The sequence below is a fragment of the Megamonas rupellensis DSM 19944 genome (assembly GCF_000378365.1).
In the GTDB taxonomy this organism is placed as follows: domain Bacteria; phylum Bacillota; class Negativicutes; order Selenomonadales; family Selenomonadaceae; genus Megamonas; species Megamonas funiformis.
The window spans coordinates 71,991-89,469 of the sequence record NZ_KB899574.1 but is presented as its reverse complement, the minus strand read 5'-3'; the positions used below and the strand labels follow the sequence as shown (position 1 = coordinate 89,469).

At 33.0% G+C, this 17,479-nt stretch carries 19 protein-coding genes; 5 read left to right on the top strand and 14 right to left on the bottom strand.

Features of this window, described 5'->3' with window-relative positions; genetic code table 11:
• Nucleotides 1-131: 131 nt before the first annotated feature.
• The 3 genes from F553_RS0105055 to murQ are packed head-to-tail and all read right to left on the bottom strand — an operon-like array spanning nt 132 to nt 3,511.
• Nucleotides 132-1,199 carry a DUF871 domain-containing protein gene (locus F553_RS0105055; RefSeq protein ID WP_018999252.1) on the bottom strand — a complete coding sequence of 356 codons (1,068 nt, stop codon included), beginning with the start codon at nt 1,197-1,199 and terminating at the stop codon, nt 132-134.
• A 4-nt stretch (nt 1,200-1,203) separates the two neighbouring features.
• Nucleotides 1,204-2,592, bottom strand: a complete 1,389-nt coding sequence (locus F553_RS0105050; protein WP_018999251.1) for a PTS transporter subunit EIIC — start codon at nt 2,590-2,592, stop codon at nt 1,204-1,206.
• A gap of 13 nt (nt 2,593-2,605) precedes the next feature.
• Nucleotides 2,606-3,511, bottom strand: a complete 906-nt coding sequence (gene murQ, locus F553_RS0105045; RefSeq protein ID WP_018999250.1) for an N-acetylmuramic acid 6-phosphate etherase — start codon at nt 3,509-3,511, stop codon at nt 2,606-2,608.
• 195 nt (nt 3,512-3,706) lie between these two features.
• On the opposite strand from murQ, the gene F553_RS0105040 reads away from it, so the two are divergent.
• Nucleotides 3,707-3,973 (top strand): hypothetical protein, encoded by a 267-nt coding sequence (locus F553_RS0105040; RefSeq protein WP_008538452.1) that lies wholly within the window; start codon nt 3,707-3,709, stop codon nt 3,971-3,973.
• A gap of 47 nt (nt 3,974-4,020) precedes the next feature.
• On the top strand, nt 4,021-4,500 hold the full coding sequence (locus F553_RS0105035; protein ID WP_018999249.1) for a hypothetical protein: 480 nt from the start codon (nt 4,021-4,023) through the stop codon (nt 4,498-4,500).
• 116 nt (nt 4,501-4,616) lie between these two features.
• Here F553_RS0105035 and F553_RS0105030 read toward each other — a convergent pair whose 3' ends face one another.
• From F553_RS0105030 to F553_RS0104985, 11 genes are all read right to left on the bottom strand, one after another.
• Nucleotides 4,617-6,527, bottom strand: a complete 1,911-nt coding sequence (locus tag F553_RS0105030; protein ID WP_018999248.1) for a TonB-dependent receptor plug domain-containing protein — start codon at nt 6,525-6,527, stop codon at nt 4,617-4,619.
• A gap of 16 nt (nt 6,528-6,543) precedes the next feature.
• Entirely contained in the window at nt 6,544-7,449 is a 906-nt protein-coding gene (locus tag F553_RS12495; RefSeq protein ID WP_156809623.1) for a hypothetical protein, read from the bottom strand.
• 138 nt (nt 7,450-7,587) lie between these two features.
• Nucleotides 7,588-8,940: an adenosylmethionine--8-amino-7-oxononanoate transaminase gene (bioA, locus tag F553_RS0105025; RefSeq protein WP_018999247.1), complete on the bottom strand. Its 1,353-nt coding sequence runs from the start codon at nt 8,938-8,940 to the stop codon at nt 7,588-7,590.
• 52 nt (nt 8,941-8,992) lie between these two features.
• Nucleotides 8,993-9,661 (bottom strand): dethiobiotin synthase, encoded by a 669-nt coding sequence (bioD, locus tag F553_RS0105020; RefSeq protein ID WP_015562626.1) that lies wholly within the window; start codon nt 9,659-9,661, stop codon nt 8,993-8,995.
• A 23-nt stretch (nt 9,662-9,684) separates the two neighbouring features.
• The gene (locus tag F553_RS0105015; protein WP_018999246.1) at nt 9,685-10,254 is read right to left on the bottom strand and encodes a biotin transporter BioY; all 570 of its coding nucleotides are present in this window, start codon (nt 10,252-10,254) and stop codon (nt 9,685-9,687) included.
• 544 nt (nt 10,255-10,798) lie between these two features.
• A complete protein-coding gene (locus F553_RS0105010) occupies nt 10,799-11,614 on the bottom strand; it encodes an SDR family oxidoreductase (protein WP_008538445.1) in 816 nt (271 codons plus the stop codon).
• Between the two features lie 42 nt (nt 11,615-11,656).
• Complete coding sequence (locus tag F553_RS0105005; protein ID WP_018999245.1) at nt 11,657-12,025, bottom strand: PTS glucitol/sorbitol transporter subunit IIA; 369 nt, start codon at nt 12,023-12,025, stop codon at nt 11,657-11,659.
• A 35-nt stretch (nt 12,026-12,060) separates the two neighbouring features.
• Nucleotides 12,061-13,065: a PTS glucitol/sorbitol transporter subunit IIB gene (srlE, locus tag F553_RS0105000; protein ID WP_018999244.1), complete on the bottom strand. Its 1,005-nt coding sequence runs from the start codon at nt 13,063-13,065 to the stop codon at nt 12,061-12,063.
• Between the two features lie 50 nt (nt 13,066-13,115).
• The gene (srlA, locus tag F553_RS0104995) at nt 13,116-13,667 is read right to left on the bottom strand and encodes a PTS glucitol/sorbitol transporter subunit IIC (protein ID WP_018999243.1); all 552 of its coding nucleotides are present in this window, start codon (nt 13,665-13,667) and stop codon (nt 13,116-13,118) included.
• 33 nt (nt 13,668-13,700) lie between these two features.
• The gene (locus tag F553_RS0104990) at nt 13,701-14,111 is read right to left on the bottom strand and encodes a transcriptional regulator GutM (protein WP_018999242.1); all 411 of its coding nucleotides are present in this window, start codon (nt 14,109-14,111) and stop codon (nt 13,701-13,703) included.
• Nucleotides 14,112-14,135: 24 nt separating this feature from the next.
• Nucleotides 14,136-15,080: a sugar-binding transcriptional regulator gene (locus tag F553_RS0104985; RefSeq protein WP_018999241.1), complete on the bottom strand. Its 945-nt coding sequence runs from the start codon at nt 15,078-15,080 to the stop codon at nt 14,136-14,138.
• A 324-nt stretch (nt 15,081-15,404) separates the two neighbouring features.
• Between F553_RS0104985 and F553_RS0104980 the strand changes: the two genes are divergently transcribed.
• Genes F553_RS0104980 through F553_RS0104970 form a run of 3 tightly spaced genes read left to right on the top strand, consistent with a single transcriptional unit; the run spans nt 15,405 to nt 17,466 of the window.
• The gene (locus tag F553_RS0104980) at nt 15,405-15,692 is read left to right on the top strand and encodes a YerC/YecD family TrpR-related protein (RefSeq protein WP_008538438.1); all 288 of its coding nucleotides are present in this window, start codon (nt 15,405-15,407) and stop codon (nt 15,690-15,692) included.
• A gap of 29 nt (nt 15,693-15,721) precedes the next feature.
• Entirely contained in the window at nt 15,722-16,915 is a 1,194-nt protein-coding gene (hisZ, locus tag F553_RS0104975) for an ATP phosphoribosyltransferase regulatory subunit (protein WP_018999240.1), read from the top strand.
• A complete protein-coding gene (locus F553_RS0104970; RefSeq protein WP_018999239.1) occupies nt 16,915-17,466 on the top strand; it encodes an HD domain-containing protein in 552 nt (183 codons plus the stop codon). Before hisZ ends, F553_RS0104970 begins: the two co-directional genes overlap by 1 nt.
• Nucleotides 17,467-17,479 lie beyond the last annotated feature (13 nt).

Below are 17,479 nucleotides of genomic sequence, written 5' to 3'. Positions count from 1 at the left end.
AAGCGAGTTTAGAGCGTTATAGTCATGGTTTTATAATTGACAAAGAAAAATTGGTATCGGGAGGTAGAGTTCTTTTGTTACTTTTCTTGCTCATGAAAGAAAAGTAATTGATTTTTAGCTATAAATTTAATTTAAACTTTTATTTTAAATTTGCTATTTGGTTTTATATAAGGTAATAAAATTAATTCGCTGTCTAATAATTTAGCAATGGTATTGATTTTATTATCTTTTTTTTGTGCATGGGTGATGATTTGCATTTCTCCTGCGTAGCGTGCATAAAGGGCATTATCTAAGGTGATAGAGCCTATTTCTCTAGGGGCGATATATTCAGGGCAGATATATATTTGTTTGAATAATGCTCTGCTTTCTTGGGTGCGAATGGCTCCGTCTGCTTCATCTAGGCGAGCGGTGAAGGTGTTTTCTTGTAAGACTTTTAGTATGCCTTTATTTTGTGTTAATTTTTTTGCTTTTAATAAGATATATTCATCTGTTAAATTAGCTAATTCTTGGATTTCGTCTTCTGTAGGTAGGCTATCGCCGATAAAAATGGAATCGATACCTAGTAATTTTAGATGTCGCATGGCAAGGCTGGCTGTTTGATAGCGGTGCATTTCTAATGTTGGCAAGCCTTTTTTGATTGGTGAGCGAGCTTTATTATAGCTAGGTATGAAAGCACCTACGGAAATATTATATTTATGAAGTAATTCGTTTTGTTGTTGTAATTTTTTTACGTTTAGACCTGTGCCTTCACGAGGATAAAAGTTATGGAGTGCATCAATATGTTGAAAATCTGTTTGGTAATGATTTAATTCATCAAGAAATTCTTGAGTGATAGTTGAAGCGTTGAATTGTAATTTTATATTTTGATGACTTAATTTGGCTATTTGCTCGGCACTGTAGCCAAAATCTAAGCGAAGTGTAGTTATGCCAAGAGTAGTTAATTCTTGGATATTTAATGTATCTAAATTTAATAGAGCTAAAGTGTTTGGCGATACATCACAGATTACTTCCATATTATATTTTTGTGTGAGTTTTAAAATTGTCTGTAAATCTTGTTGAAAATGGGAAATATCTGTTTCTGGTATATGAAATGAGGTAAAAATGCGATTGAGATTATATTTATGGGCTAGATGAATTAAATTCAAATTTTCTTCTAATGTATTATCTAAGCCAAGATAAATGGGAATGCCGTTTTGCAAAATATCACTCCTCGATAGGATCGTTAAAGCCGATTATTAATGTGGCGATAAAGCCGAAAATATAGGCTGTGAAAAGTCCGATTAGATAATAAAGCATTTTATCTGTACTTGCTGTGAGTGGTAGACCAGATAAGCCAATGGAGGTAGCACCTACATGGAAAAATGCTTGGACTGCACCACCGAAAGCACCGCCGATACAAGCGGAGATGAATGGTTTGCCAAGTGGTAAGGTTACACCGTAAATCAAAGGTTCGCCAATGCCCATGAAGCCGACAGGAAGGGCAGAAGCTATAGTTTGTTTTAATTTTTTATTTTTAGTTTTGAGATATACAGCGATAGAAGCACCGACTTGCCCTGCTCCTGCCATGGCTAAGATAGGCAGAAGGATAGTAACACCATATTGATTGAGCAGTTCAGCGTGAATAGGTGTCAGTCCTTGGTGAAGACCAGTCATAACGAGTGGCAAGAAGATACCGCCGATGATAAAGCCAGTGATAGCACCACCAGAATTAATTGCAGATGTTACAACTACGCCGATAGTCTCAGCGATAATACCGCCGATAGGTTGTAAGATGAATAGAGCAGGGAAGGTGGCGATTAAAATTACAAGTAGTGGTGTTAAGAATAAATCTAAAATTTTCGGCACGATTTTGTGTAATTTGTTTTCTAACCATGAGGAAAAAGCTACTACTAATAAGACGGCAACGATACCACCACGACCTGCGAGTAAATCTATATTAAATAGGCTGATATTGTTGAGCATGGGGTGTGTGATGATGGCTGCCATAGTACCGCCGAGCATGGGAGAAGCATGGAATTCTTTGGCGGTGTTGATGCCGACAAAGATATTTAAGCCGAAAAATACAGCATTTCCTGCTATTTGTAAAACTTGGATTGCAGGGTAGTTTGTAAGTGTAGGATCAATTTTAAAAGCGATATTTAATAATCCTGTAATTAGACCGCAAGCGATAAATGCAGGTATAAGTGGCATGAAGATATTAGAAATGCGTTTTAATAATAATTTAAAAGGTGTAGCATTTTTTTTACGGATTTGTTGATGAAGTTCTTCGGCATTGCCAAATTGTTTTTGATTGTTATTTGTATCTTGATTTGTATTTTGAGCATTAGTTTCAAGATTTTTATTTGCATATAATTTTTTGAATTCAGAAGTTACTTCATTTACTTTTCCAGGGCCTAAGATGATTTGTAGTTCATTATCATTTAAGTTTACGCCTAAGACATTGGGAATATTTTTTAATTCTTTTAAGGGTAAATTAGCGATATCTTCTGTGTTTAATTGTAAGCGAAGTCTAGTCATACAATTAGTTATTTTTAAGATAGAAAATGACTTCATAAGTTCATAGATAGCAAAAGCTGTTTGGTGTAAATTCATAGAAACCTCGCAATTATTTTTTCATACTATTTAATGATTTAGAGATAAAACCTTCATTATTATTTAAGCTAGAGAGTGCTTCTTCATAGGAAATATTGGCAAGTAGCATTAAAATTGCAGGTTTTACTTTGCCTTGAGTGATGGCTAAAGTATCAATAGCAGTTTGTCGGTCGCAATTAGTAGCTTCCATTAATATACGTCTTGCCCTTTCTTCGAGTTTTTTATTAGATGATTTTACATCAACCATTAAATTACTATAGACTTTGCCCAATTTTATCATGGTGCAAGTGGAGAGCATATTTAAAATCATTTTTTGGGCAGTACCTGCTTTCATGCGTGTGCTACCTGTGATTGCTTCTGGGCCAGTCAAAGCTTCGATAGCGATTTTTGCATGAGAGCTGATTTCACTATTGCTAGTGCAACTAATGGCGATAGTCAAGGCATTTATGCTATTGGCAAAATCTAATCCGCCGATTACATAAGGAGTTCTACCACTGGCTGCGATACCGACAACACAGTCTTTGGCAGATAAATTTTTTGCTTGTAAATCTTCTTGAGCAAGAGTCAAAGAATCTTCTGCACCTTCTTGAGCTTTGAAGATTGCATTATAACCACCTGCGATAATTCCCTGTACCATTTCAGGGTTAGTGCTGTAAGTTGGTGGACATTCCACAGCGTCTAAGATGCCAAGTCTACCTGATGTGCCAGCACCGATATAAAATAAACGACCACCGTCTTTGAGGCGAGAGGTGATTTCATCAATAGCCATAGCAATTTGAGGTAAAACATTTCTGATGGCAATAGCTACGCGTTTATCTTCTTCGTTTAAAAGCATACACATTTCCAAAGTGGATACATTATCAATATTTAATGTATAAGGATTGCGTTTTTCAGTTAAGAGATTGTTTAAATTTATCATAAATAAAAGATACTCCTTTAAAAATATTTAATACTTTTTTTCATTATAGATAATGAGTTTTTTATTGGCAAGGATAAGCTAAGATTTTTTAATTAATTTTAAATAATATTTTAAGTATAATTTAATTTTCTTATGATATATTTAACGTATAAGATGTACATAAATAAAAAAAGATGTATAAAAGGTTGTGTAAATATGTTAAAATTAATTAAAGGACGTTTGAAAAATTTTATCGGAATAATAGCCCTAGCATGTTTTTTGTGTAGCCCTGTGAGTTACGCTGTACAATTATCCACAGTAAGTGCAGCTCCTCGTCATGAAGAAAGACATGATCCACCACCTCCTCCACCAAAACATGATAGACACGATAAAGATGATGATAATGATTACGATAAAGGAGATATCACAACTGCCGTGTTAATCGGTGGCGTAATTGGTGCAGTAATTGCTAAAAATACTTGATGTTTAATTTAATATGTATATAACTTTTAGATAGGGAGGGTAGCAAAATGAAAGAATTATTTTCTAAGCGAGCGAAAAAAATTATAACAGCTGTATCATTATCTTGTTTCTTATGCAGTCCAGTGAGTTATGTTTATAGTATGAATCAAGCTTCAGCAGCAGCTTTGAATACAAATGTTGCTTATGAACAGCAATTCAATACAGTCGGCTTTGATAAAGATGATCATTGGAATAGAGGTCGCTCTGATGAGGATAAGGATTGGAAAAAACCACCTCCACCTCGCGATGATGACAGAGATGATAAGCGACCACCTCGTCCTGATAGAGACGATGATGATTGGACTCCACCACCACCTCGTCATGATGATGATGACGATGATTGGGATAGAGATAGACCTCCACGTCATGACCGTGATGATAGAGATGACCGCGATGATGATAGCGACAAAGATTATGATAAAGGCGATATCACAGCTGCTGTATTAATTGGCGGTGTAATCGGTGCTATCATTGCTAAAAACACTTAATAATATTATTAAATGATTTGAAAATTAAATATCGCAAAATAAACGAGCAAAAAAATAAAAGGTAGATTAAATATATGAATTAATCTACCTTTTTATTATTTATATTTTAGATTTAATTAGAAAGTATATTCCATACCCATGAGTACAGTTCTACCAGGAGCAGGGCAATCTCCATCTAAGAAAGAGCCGATAGTTTCATAAGATACATTGGTGATATTGGCTAATTTAAGATATGTTGACCATTGGTCATTGATTTTATAATTGAGATTAGCGTCAAGTATATAATAATTGCTATCGCTATAATAATTTGTATCTCTACCAGATACAGCATTTAGTAAAATATTATTATGCCATGTATCGTCATGATAACTAAAGCGAAGTTTATAGCTACTTGGAGCTACTGCATTGACATCAGTTTGATTGCCATTACCATCAGCAAAATCAGTATGTGTGATTGTACGAGTATAAGCAAGAGACATATCGTATTTTGGACTGAAAATTTTATTATATTCTAATTGGAAACCGCGTTTTTTCTGATTTTCAAAATTTACAGCATGGAATTTATTATGTTCATATCTCCAGCCCAATGGATCATCTATATTTTCTAGGAAAGCATTGAAATTGATATTGCTTGTAGGATTTAATTTATAACGTACACCTAGACTACCTTTATAACCTGTCTCTGGTCGCAAATTAGGATTTCCTTGAATATGAGCATTATTGAAATATAAATCATCTAAAAATGGTGTAGCATAAATTTGACTTAAAGAAGCATAGATAACAGTATTTTCATCAGGTTTATAATCTAAAGCACCATTAGAAACGTATTTTCCACCGAATTCACTGTTATTATTGTAAGCAGATGTTCCAGTCAGTGTTAATTTATCAAAACGGCGAGTGCTTTGTAGGTAAACGGAAAAATTATCCATAGATTTATTATAATTGCCACTGAAAATATTATTGTAATCATTGTTGATATTATCAACTTCATCTTTACGATAAGTAAGTCCCGCAGAAATGGTGTGGTCTTTACTGATTTTCCAAGCATCATGCCAATCAATACCTTGAGTAGTATTTTCCCAGCGACTATAAGTCTTTTCATTTTCTTGATCACTTAGCCCAGTAGGGATATAGCTATCTCCTTGAGTATAATAGTGATAAATTGCTAAAAATGCTGGAGTCTCAGTATTTTCTTTATAATTATAAGTGAGTGCGAAATGATTGATTAATTTTTCATAATTATAATCCTGTGGATAATTTTTGGATATCCAAGTGCCTGTATCGTTGCTTAGATGACCATAGTCAAAAGTTAAAGAAGTGTTGTCGGTCAATTTCTTATCAATGCGATAAGCCATTTCACGGCGATTGTTGTCGGAATTTGGCATTTCATGAGTGTGGTCATCTGTGCCTTTATATTTCATATAATCGACATTATCAAAGCCACCAGTAGCTACCCATGACCAATCATCTAAGCTACCGCTTGTTATGGCTTTAACTTTCCAAGAGCCGTGTTCACCAGCAGCTAAATCAACAGTTGTTTCACGTTTATCGCCTTTTTTAGTAACGATATTGATAGCCCCAGCAGGAGTATCATAATTTAAATATGTAGAACCAACTGCACCATGAAGAATTTCGATGCGTTCTACATTCATTATAGATGGCAATAAATCTAAATCATAAGATGCACGACCGCTCATGATACCTTTATTCATATTCATGCGACGACCATCAACGAAGATAGCTACTCTATCATCTCCATCAATGCGCACTACCATATGAGAAGTATTCAGTGAGCCTGAATTTACAGTTACACCATTGGCATAAGAAAGAGCTTCTGCTAGATTTTTATAGTGATTATCGTGTATTTGTTCTTTAGTGATAATTGTAGTGTAATTAGGTGAAGCAATGAGATTATTATTTTCAACTAAGCTATGAGCATTAGGTGTTTCATTGGCAAATGTAGTGGGCATAAAACAGCTAAATGCACTAAGTGCTAATAAAAGAGAAAGAGATTTTTTAGAATACATAAGTTATGCTCCTTAATTAGAATTTTTGTCGTTGGATTTTGTAATAAAGATAAAGGGCAATAAAATATAGACATATTTTTTGCAAAAGACAACTAAAAAGAAAAATTAAACGTAGACGAATATTTTTGATAAATAAAGATATTTTATTGTAAAGCAAAGCGATAAGAAATAAAAATATATTCATTTTAGTTGTTCGTTGTTGGATTATATCATATAGACGAATGAGAATATTAGTAACTGATTTACCGATTAAAGTACCTAATTGTGAGGTCAATAAACTCAATGTAGCAATGATAATCAAGCTGATGTCTATACCGATAAAATAAATAGTACTGATACCAAGTAATGGGATAATGATTAAGAATAATATTTTTATCAATAATACGTTAAAAAATACCATTAATAGATTGCGAAATAGACGTCTAGCTAATCTAGCATGAGTAATGATGAATTTATGAAATCGCGAGAAAGCTTGTCGCAAGGGAAATAAAGACCTGATAAATAAGCGTATATCTTTTAAGCGTTGACGTAAATAATCAAATATTTGTAAAAATAATTGGCGTAAATCATGAGGTAGACTGCGTAAGATATTATAAAAATTGCTAGGTGAAAAATTCAACAAAAATGATTTGATAAAACGCATAATATCATTGGTTGAAGGTATTATGGTATAAAAATTAGTAGCGAGTTGTTTTACAGATGAGAGGATATCTTTTAGTGAATTAAGCGATAGATTTAAATTCATCAAATGTTGAATGAAGTTGCTGAGTGGTAAAGGTAAGACTGTGAAAAACAAACAAATAATGACACCGAAAAAACGAAAAATAATGATGAGTAAAAAATGACGTAAAAATAAAAATGGTTTTCGTTTAAAGGCACGAAAGCGTAATTTAAATTTTTTTTGTTGTTTGCGTAAAATCATATAGATACCCTAAAAATGTGTTTTTTTATAGTATATAATTTTTAGAACTAGATTATCAAGGAATTATAGGGAAAGATATATAAAAAAAGACTATATTTAAACTAAGAGAAATTTTTAGTCTAAATATAGTCTTTAATTTTAGGAATTTAAAACTTCATTTATGGAAGTATGGCAAATAGAAATGGCTTTGTCTAATGTTTGTTTATCGATATTTAATGGCGGATTGAAATACAATACATCACCTAGAGGGCGAAGCAATAAACCTTTTTGGAGGGCATTTTTATATATTTGATAGCCAAGACGTTTTTTGCTGTCGAAAGCTTCTTTTGTATCTTTATCTTTTACAAGTTCAATGGCATTTATCAAGCCTAAATGGCGGATTTCACCGACATTTTGATGATTTAAGAAAGTTGCTTGTAATTTTTCATGGAGATATTTTGCCGTATCTTGAGCTTTGGCTAAAATATTTTCTTCTCGCAAGATTTTTTGTACAGCTAAAGCTGCACTACAGCCTAATGGATTGCCACTATAAGTATGGCTGTGCATAAACGCTTTGCCTTCATTATAATCTGCATAAAAAGCATCATAGATTTTTTGTGTAGTTATAGTTATCGCCATTGGCATATAGCCACCTGTCAAACCTTTGGAAATAGTCATGATATCAGGTGAAACATTTGTATAATCAAATGCGAACATCTTACCTGTGCGACCAAAGCCAGTTGCGATTTCATCAGCGATTAATAATACATTATATTCATCACAGAGTTTGCGAAGTTTTTCTAAATAAAGTGGCGGATAAATTCGCATACCAGCACTACCTTGAATGAGTGGTTCAACGATGACAGCTGCTAATTCATTGCCATATTTAGCGAAATCTTCTTCGGCATGCACGAAACATTCACATTTGCAAGTTTCACGATTTTGATGATAAGGGCAACGATAACAATCTGGTGCTGATGTATGTACAGCATTCATGAGCATTGGTTTGTAGATTTTTGCATATAAATCCATGCTACCTACGGATAAAGCACCGATTGTTTCACCATGATAACCTTCGGATAAACACATAAAACGCTGTTTTTGCGGATTGCCTGTTTGATAATGGTATTGGAAAGCCATCTTTAAAGCACATTCTACAGAAGCAGAGCCGTTATCACTGAAATTGAATTTGCATAAACCTTTAGGCACGACTTTAATCAATTCCTGACAAAGTTTGATAGCTGGTTTATGTGAAAGATTGGCAAAAATAACATGTTCTAGATTATCTAATTGATTTTTGATAGCTTCATTGATTTTAGGATTGGCATGTCCTAAGAGATTGCACCACCATGAGCTGATGATGTCGATATATTCTTTGCCATTGATATCATAAAGATAAGAACCTTTTCCATGGTCGATAACGATAGGTTTTAATTCTTCATAATCTTTCATCTGTGAGCAAGGGTGCCAGATATATTTTAAATCTTCATCTATCCAATTAATATTACACATAAAATCAATCCATTTCTTTTGAATTTAATATTTAATTGTAGTTAGTTTTTAATTATAAATATAAACTTGCTAAAAATTTAGCATCAATATCGATATCTTTATCATTTGGTTTTACTAAAGCTATGACAGGAATATCAGTTAAATCTTCAATCATTTTGATATTATCTTCTTGCATAATGCCACCAGTGTAATTATTTAAAATAATTCCTTGCACTTTAATATTTTGATGTTTTAAATATTCCACTGTTAATACTACAGAATTTATCGTACCAAGACCAGCATCAGCGATAATCAATGTTGGTAGATGTAGCCATTTTATGATATCTGTGAGAAAATATTTAGCTTTATCATCATAGCGAATAGGGCAGATTATACCACCACTACCTTCAACTGTTACATAATCATAATTTTTTTGTACAGTAGCATAATCAGAAATTACAGTATCTTTTTCTACAGGATTGCCTTCGATTTTAGCAGCTAGATGAGGAGATACAGCATTTTTATATAGATAAGATAATAAAGTTTGCTCATCTTGATGGATATTGGCAATGCGATTGACAAAGCCAGCATCACTTTCAGCGATATTATCAGCACCACTTAAAGCTGCTTTATAATAGCCAGCATTGAAATTAGCTTCGCGAAGTTTTTTTACTAATAAGGCAGTAACATAAGTTTTGCCGATATCAGTACCAGTTGCAGTAATAAAAATACCTTTACTCATAAGACATCTCTTTTCTAAATAATTTATTTATAATGTTTTAAATTAGGTATTAATTTTTTACCTAATATGGCAGCGAGAATGCAAAGAACAATATCACCAGGAACAGCTAATAAGAAACAATATAAAAATACAGGCCAAATACCAATAGGAGTGTTTAAATAAAAATTGTTGATGATATATACATAAACCATACCAAAGGCATAAACGATTAAAAGATTGAGGAAGTTAACGCATAGTAGATAAATGAAAGATAATTTAGTGCGATTTTGTGTGAGATATCCAGCGACATAAGCACCAAAGGCAAAACCAATTAGATAACCAAACGTTGGCTGAAAAATATATCCAGGGCCACCGCCTTCAGTGAAAATAGGAATACCGATTAAGCCAATGATTATATAAACACAGACACTGACAAAACCAAGATTAGCGCCCAAAAGAAGTCCAGCTAAAGTAGTAAATAATAATTGCAAAGTAAAGGGACAAACAGGAACTGGTACTTTAATAAAAGCACCGATCGCGATTAAAGCTACGAATAAAGATGATAAAATCATACTTTTCGTAGATAAAATTTCTTTTTTCTTTGTTAATATCATAAAATCACCAATTCAAAAGAGTTTATAGTTTATTTCTGGTATATAAAAGAAAATCTTCTCGTAATTTTCAGTTACTATAAAAGCCTGTTAATACGAGAAGTGTTTGGTATTGTTTTTATATTTAATATTAAATATGTAGAAACTTTAAAGGAGAATAAACTTATTGAAAGAAATTGTCACTGTGGTTCGAATATTTCAATAAGGTAAATTTTTAATAGTAGTATGGAGTGACAATTTCTTCCAATAAATAATATATAAACGAACAAATATAAATTAACATATATTTAAATTATTGTCAACTTATTTTTTAGAATGGTTTACAAAAGGAGTAAAAAAAACAGCCAATTAATATTGACTGTTTTTAAGATGGGGATAAATTAGTTTTACTTGACAGGATAAAATCTTTATCATATGCTTTACTTAGCCTAGGTCTGTGCAATGATTAGGCTTTAAGTCACTATGAAACGGCAATTTCATGGTGGCTTTTTTATTTATATTAAGCATAAGTATCTGTCCTATCTATATAGTTTTAATAATATAATTATTAACCTCTAGTTTTACCACCAGCAACGTTGAATGTTACACCATGAACATAAGAAGCACGATGACTGCTTAAGAACATAACCATATCAGCAACTTCTGTTAATTTTCCATCACGTCCAAGTGGAGTTGTTTTTGTATTTGTATATCCAGCACGTAACTGTTCTACAGTGATACCACGAGTATAAGCTAAAGATTCTTCATAAGCTAATGTTCTAAGACCTGTAGCTTCTAAGATACCAGGAGCTACGCCAACAACGCGAACATGATGTTTACCTAATTCTTTAGCCCAAGAGCGAGTGAAAGAGTTAACAGCATTTTTAGTTGCAGCATAGATGCTCTGACCTTCAGAACCTTCAAGACCACTTTCGGAAGACATATTGATGATAACGCCTTCGCCATTTTTTACGAATTCATGTCCTAAAGCTTGTGCGCAAAGATAAACACCTTTGATATTTACAGCAGAAACTTTATCAAAAACATTTTCATCTAATTCATATTTACCATACGGATCATCTTTATCTACTAAAAGACGAGGAATATTGATACCAGCGTTGTTTACGAGGATATCTAATTTACCGAATTTTGCTTTACCAGCTTCTACCATAGCTTTTACGCTATCAGCTTTAGTAACATCAGTAGGAACATAGAGGAATTCTCCACTGCCTTCATGTAAATCATATTCAGGAGTTTGTGGATTCATATCACAAACAACAACATTTGCACCATTATCTAAGAATGCTTGAACTACAGCTTTACCAATGCCAGAAGCACCACCAGTAACAACAGCTGTTTTACCTTCAAGGGCTAACCATGACATATAAAATCACTCCAATTTATATAATTTTGTTATTATTATTTATTATGCTTTGAAGATAGCTATTTCAGAGCCAACTGAAGGAAGGCTAACTGCTTTATCTTCAAGATAGAGACTACCTTCTAAGGATTCGTCTTCTTCATTATTATTGAAACGAAGAGCGATATGACCTAAATCTTTAAGATTTTTTTGAACTTCACAGCCTACTTCTACAATTTTGTATTCAGTATCGTTAATTTTTAAAATATCGCCAACTTCTACAGTATCAGTTAATTCATTACCAGTATGAAGTACGCAGAATTCAGCAAGTTCAGCAGGAGCATTTTCGTTGAAGAGAATAATCATTTTTTCACCGATAAAATCTTCTGCCATAGGACCTAAATCTTTAACAATAGTAGAATATATTTTTTTCATAATAAGATAATCTCCTTGTATTGATTATTGATAAATTAGCTTTCGTATAAACCGAAGCTAGCAAGCCATGCTAAAACAACATTGATTGGACCTGTGATAAAACGAGAATATAATACAGAAGGAACACCAACTTCAACAGTTTGAGGTTCAGCTTCAGCAAGACCTAAACCAACAGGGATAAAGTCGCAAGCAGCCTGAGCGTTGATAGCGAATAATGCAGGGAGTGCAAGACTAGGAGGAATATTGCCTTTACCGATTTCAACACCGATTAATACACCGATAACTTGAGCGATAACAGCGCCAGGGCCGAGGAATGGAGAAAGGAATGGGAAGGAACAAATTAATGCTAAGATAACAAGACCGATTACAGAGCCTGCAAGAGGTGTAAGTACATGAGCGATGATATCACCGATACCGCTTGCTAAGATTACCCCGATGAGCATGGAAACGAAAGCCATGAAAGGTAAGATAGTTTTTAAGATTGTTTCAATAGTATCACGACCAGCTTGATATAAAGTAGCTGTGATATATCCCATGAATTTACCAACTTTAGCCATAAAGCCTACATCAGTTTGTTCAGTGATTTTTTTGCTTGTATCGTAAGTGGATTTTTTTGGTTCTTCTGCAGGAGCTTGTGCAACTTTTGGTGCATTAGCAGCATCTTCAGCGGAAGCATAAGAGATACAATTTTCTTTTACTGCGGATACGTAAATATCTTCTGTGATATATTTAGCCATAGGGCCGCTTGCACCAGTTGGATTTAAGTTGATTGTGTAGATGCGTTTTTTAGGATAAATACCGCAACGAAGTGTACCGCCACAGTCAATGATTACGCAGAGAATTTCATCATCAGGAACACTAGTTTTGAAACCATCAACAAGTTCGCAACCTGTTAATTCTGCGATTTTTTGAGATACAGGAGAAATAACCCCACCTGTAATATTAACAACTTTATTCTTTTTATCATCTGGTTTTAATACAAGAGGTCCGCCAAATCCGCCAGCACCAGCATTAACAATAACATCTTTATATTGAGCCATGATAAATATCTCCTTTATTTTATATACGAATTAAATTTGCTTGATAAAAATTAATGAGTAGTTTTTACTTTATCACTTAAAACTACGCCCTGTTGTTTAGATACATAAGCAGTAGTGAAGTCAGTGACAACGCCTCCGATGAAGTTGATTAAAATACCGATTAAGAAATAGCGAAGAGCTAAGTCTACTGTAGATAAACCAAGTTGAGTAATACCATTAGCAACACCTAAGAATACGAACAATTCACCAGGATTTACGTGTGGGAACAAACCATTTAATGTATGGCAAGAACGAGAAGCTGCTGCATAATAAGATGGTTTGTATCTTTCTGGCATGAATTTACCAAGAGATAAAGTCATTGGATTACAGAAGAAGAATGTACCAATAACAGGTAAAATCATGTAACGAGAAATAACATTACCAGCACAGAGATGAGCGAATTTTTCAACTTTATCAGTGCCGACAAAGAGGATGATTGCATTCATTGCTACCAATAAGCAGATGAGGGTAGGAACGATACCAGAAACAAGACCGATGAACGTTTCGCCACCTTTGTTAAACATACCAATAAAACCTTGAGCTAGTAGTACTAAAGTGTCCATAAATATTCTCTCCTTTAATTTAGAATTTTTTGATTATTGTGATGCATTTTCAATGCATGTGGACGCTTCTTTTTGTTGTTTTGTATATTGTTTATATTCTTCAACGGCAGATAAGATGGCAGAGCTTGTTTGTTTGTCAAAGTTTTGGCAGTCTGTTTCAGTGATTTCTGGAAGGTAATATCCATTTAATTCATTGAAATCTTTAAATCTGGCAAAACTTGTTACACCTTGTAGTTTTTTTCCGGTGATGATTTTACAGTCATCATCTATACACAAGAGTAACAGACAACCTGCTTTAAATCTGCCTCTGGCCTTGCCGATTGCGACTCGGCCAGATTGACGAAGATTTTTTAATTCCTTATTAAATTTTTTTAATTGGTAAATATTCAATAAACCTTGGAGAAGCCACATTACTATACCTAATACAATAAATGTCCAGAACATGAGAGCTTTCCTCCTTTTTATTTATCAACTGTTAAAATTAAGTAATTTTTTTGCAGTGCTTTCATCAGTGATTAAAATATTGATTAATTTTCCTTTTAATGCACTATAGATAGCTGGAACTTTTTCGTCAGAAGCTGCAACTCCGATTACATATTTGACTTTATGTAATTGAGAAAAAGGTATGGAGATTGTCCTATCTACAACTTCAGTTGGTACTTCGTTACCATTTTTATCATAAAAACGAGTGCAAGTTTCACCGATGATACGATTACCAAAGGAAGAAGTGATGTATTCTGATTTTAGTCCATCAGTCCAAATTACGTTGGAAGCAGATGTAGGAGAACCAATACCTAAAAAGGCTACATCTAATTTATCCCATAAGTCTTGAATTCTTAAATAATTAGTATCATTTATAATTGCTTTTTTTGTTTCTGTATTTTTCGTTATAGCTGGAGCATAAAGATAATGGCTTCTAGCTTGGAATGCATTTGCAACCTTGTAACAAATTGTATTTACATGAAGGTCAACATCTAAGCTTTCAGAACCACCAACCAAAGGTACGAAATCAGCATCAACAGCTGGGAAATTTTCAATAGCTGCTTGATAACCAATAGCCCCCATGGAACGACCCCAATTAAAGCCGATTACCATTTTGTCCTTGATTAGACGTTTTAATAGATTTAGTCCGGCTTTACCTAAATTGGAATAAACTTCATCTTTATTTTCACTAGATGGGACGATATAGACTTCTTTTAAATTAAATTTTTCTTCTAACTGAGATTCAATTGTTTCAAAATTGTCTTGAGCTATGAAGATTTTTACAATACCAGTTTCTTTTGCTCTTTTTAGATATTTACTAACAGTAGAGCGGTCAATTCCTAATTTTTTAGCGATATCACTTTGTTTCATGTCGGCTCCATAATACATATGAGCGACTTTGACTAAAATTCTTCTAGATACGGGTTGCATGTTAAGACCTCTTTTCAAAATATAAATATTAAAGTTTAAATATCTATAGTTATTATAAACTAAGCTGTCTAAACATGCATCATCACATATGTGATGGCATATCTCATTTGTTCCGACACCCATATAATAGCATTTATACCCCCATATTGTCAACACAAAAATAAAAAAAATATTTTAAATATGAATTTTCTGATATTTCTTCTTAATTGTTTAAATTTATAGTAATTTAGCTCATACTTGACAGTTAGATATAGATGGATTATTATATATATAAAATTTTCGTAAGTTAAAGTGATAAAGTAAAAAAGTAAAAGGAGTATAAAAATGGTAAATCCTAAATTAAGAGATAATTTAACGGATCAGTTATGTAAGGCTATGTTAACACTCAAGGATACAGAAGAATGTTATCAGTTTTTTGAAGATATTTGTACAGTAAGTGAATTGAAAGCTTTGGCTCAAAGATTAGAAGTAGCTAGAATGCTTCGTGCTGGTCATACTTATGAAGAAGTCGTAGAACGCACAGGAGCGAGTACAGCGACAATCAGTCGAGTAAAGCGCTGCTTAAATTATGGAGCAGATGGTTATGATACGGTATTGAACCGTTTAAAATAACAAAGGCAATGAATGGAGGAATATTTTTTATGAACAAAGGTCTATTATTAGAAATACCGTATGGAACAAGAGATTTTTTGCCAAAAGATGCAAAAGTAAAACGTGAGATTGAATCTAAATTGGCAAAAAATTTTAGTCTTTGGGGTTATGATGAAATTGTTACACCAACAATTGAATATGTAGATACTTTAACGATTAATAATCGTAGTGGCATAGAAACTCATCTATTTAAATTTTTTGATAAAAATAATAAAACAGTAGCTCTTCGTCATGAAATGACAACACCAATTGCGCGTGTAGCAGCTAGTAGAATGAGTGATGATATTCTTCCATATAAGCTTTCTTATATCAGTAATGTATATCGTTATGAACAGACACAAGAAGGTCGTCAATGTGAATTTTATCAAGCTGGCGTAGAATTGATGGGGGTAGCTGAAGCCTTAGGTGATGCTGAGGTAATTGCTTTAGCTGTGGATAGTTTACAAAAAGTTGGCTTGAAAAATTTTGAGGTATGTATAGGTCAAGTTGATTTTATCAATGGTATCATGCAACAGATGGGATTATCTCAAGAAAAACAATTACAAATTAGACAAGCTTTAGAACAGAGAAACTTAGTGGATTTAACTAATGCTGTAGAAGATACAAAATTGCCTAAACAAGCAAAAGAAGCATTAAAATCTATTCCAATGTTACAGGGAAAAGAAGAAGTTTTAGAGATTGCAAATAATTTGGCATTGAATGAACAAAGTAGAAAAGCTTTAGATAATCTACATGATATTTACACTTTATTGAAAGCATATAATTTAGCAGATTTTGTAAAATTCGATTTAGGTGTTATTCGTGATTTTGATTATTATACAGGTATGATTTTTGAAGTATATGCACCAATGATAGGTTATCCAATTTGCGGTGGTGGTAGATATGACAAAATGTTATCTGATTTTGGCACAGATTGCCCTGCTACAGGTTTTGCCATGGGTATAGAAAGATTGATGTTAGCTTTAGATAAACAAAATAATATTGATGAATTTACGAGTGATGAAAATCAAAAGGATATATATGTTGCCTATACAAGTGATAAATTAAATGATGCTATTGCTTTAGTAAATGAATTGCGTGCTGAAGGAAAAGTTGTGGAATTAGCTTTAACAAATCAAACTAAGGCGCAGGCACAGCTTTATATCAAAAATAAATTATTTAAGGAATTAATTTATTTAGAATAATGATTAAGCGTATAAGACAATTTTGGCGAGCTATTAAAGCTAAACTGACAGTAGAAGACAAAGTATTTATTGATAAATATTTAAATGCTGAAGAACAAAAATTATTTTTTGTCATGCGAGTCTATGACCAACGTCATGTATTGAATGTGGCATATACAGCACAAAAAATTATAGAGCAAAATCAATATGAAAATATAGATTGCAATTTATTGATAAGAGCTTGTTTACTTCATGATGTAGGTAGAACAGCTAAAGATATTTGTTTGATGGATAAAGTAACAAGTGTGCTTTTAGGAAAATTTTTACCACAAAAAAGTAAACAATGGGCTAATAGGGCTGAAAAGCTAAAATTAAATAAAGAAAAAAGTTTTTGGCAAAAAAGAAGATATGCTTTGTATATTTATTACAATCATGCACAACTGGGCGCTGAAAAATTAAGTGGATTAGGTCTTAATAATATTGCTGAAATAATAAGATATCATCATGATAAAGTTGATTGTAAAGCTTGTAGTGAACTACAGATACTTTGTTTAGCGGATAGTTTAAATTGATAAAAAGAGGTTA

What these genes read in the sequence shown, in the direction of transcription:
- F553_RS12495 (WP_156809623.1), bottom strand. Translation starts at nt 7,449, where the DNA reads ATGATTTTACGCAAACAACAAAAAAAATTTAAATTACGCTTTCGTGCC.
- bioA (WP_018999247.1), bottom strand. Translation starts at nt 8,940, where the DNA reads ATGTGTAATATTAATTGGATAGATGAAGATTTAAAATATATCTGGCAC.
- F553_RS0104980 (WP_008538438.1), top strand. Translation starts at nt 15,405, where the DNA reads ATGGTAAATCCTAAATTAAGAGATAATTTAACGGATCAGTTATGTAAG.
- bioD (WP_015562626.1), bottom strand. Translation starts at nt 9,661, where the DNA reads ATGAGTAAAGGTATTTTTATTACTGCAACTGGTACTGATATCGGCAAA.
- F553_RS0104985 (WP_018999241.1), bottom strand. Translation starts at nt 15,080, where the DNA reads ATGCAACCCGTATCTAGAAGAATTTTAGTCAAAGTCGCTCATATGTAT.
- F553_RS0104970 (WP_018999239.1), top strand. Translation starts at nt 16,915, where the DNA reads ATGATTAAGCGTATAAGACAATTTTGGCGAGCTATTAAAGCTAAACTG.
- hisZ (WP_018999240.1), top strand. Translation starts at nt 15,722, where the DNA reads ATGAACAAAGGTCTATTATTAGAAATACCGTATGGAACAAGAGATTTT.
- srlE (WP_018999244.1), bottom strand. Translation starts at nt 13,065, where the DNA reads ATGGCTCAATATAAAGATGTTATTGTTAATGCTGGTGCTGGCGGATTT.
- F553_RS0105040 (WP_008538452.1), top strand. Translation starts at nt 3,707, where the DNA reads ATGTTAAAATTAATTAAAGGACGTTTGAAAAATTTTATCGGAATAATA.
- srlA (WP_018999243.1), bottom strand. Translation starts at nt 13,667, where the DNA reads ATGGACACTTTAGTACTACTAGCTCAAGGTTTTATTGGTATGTTTAAC.
- F553_RS0105005 (WP_018999245.1), bottom strand. Translation starts at nt 12,025, where the DNA reads ATGAAAAAAATATATTCTACTATTGTTAAAGATTTAGGTCCTATGGCA.
- F553_RS0104990 (WP_018999242.1), bottom strand. Translation starts at nt 14,111, where the DNA reads ATGTTCTGGACATTTATTGTATTAGGTATAGTAATGTGGCTTCTCCAA.
- F553_RS0105030 (WP_018999248.1), bottom strand. Translation starts at nt 6,527, where the DNA reads ATGTATTCTAAAAAATCTCTTTCTCTTTTATTAGCACTTAGTGCATTT.
- murQ (WP_018999250.1), bottom strand. Translation starts at nt 3,511, where the DNA reads ATGATAAATTTAAACAATCTCTTAACTGAAAAACGCAATCCTTATACA.
- F553_RS0105035 (WP_018999249.1), top strand. Translation starts at nt 4,021, where the DNA reads ATGAAAGAATTATTTTCTAAGCGAGCGAAAAAAATTATAACAGCTGTA.
- F553_RS0105015 (WP_018999246.1), bottom strand. Translation starts at nt 10,254, where the DNA reads ATGATATTAACAAAGAAAAAAGAAATTTTATCTACGAAAAGTATGATT.
- F553_RS0105010 (WP_008538445.1), bottom strand. Translation starts at nt 11,614, where the DNA reads ATGTCATGGTTAGCCCTTGAAGGTAAAACAGCTGTTGTTACTGGTGGT.
- F553_RS0105050 (WP_018999251.1), bottom strand. Translation starts at nt 2,592, where the DNA reads ATGAATTTACACCAAACAGCTTTTGCTATCTATGAACTTATGAAGTCA.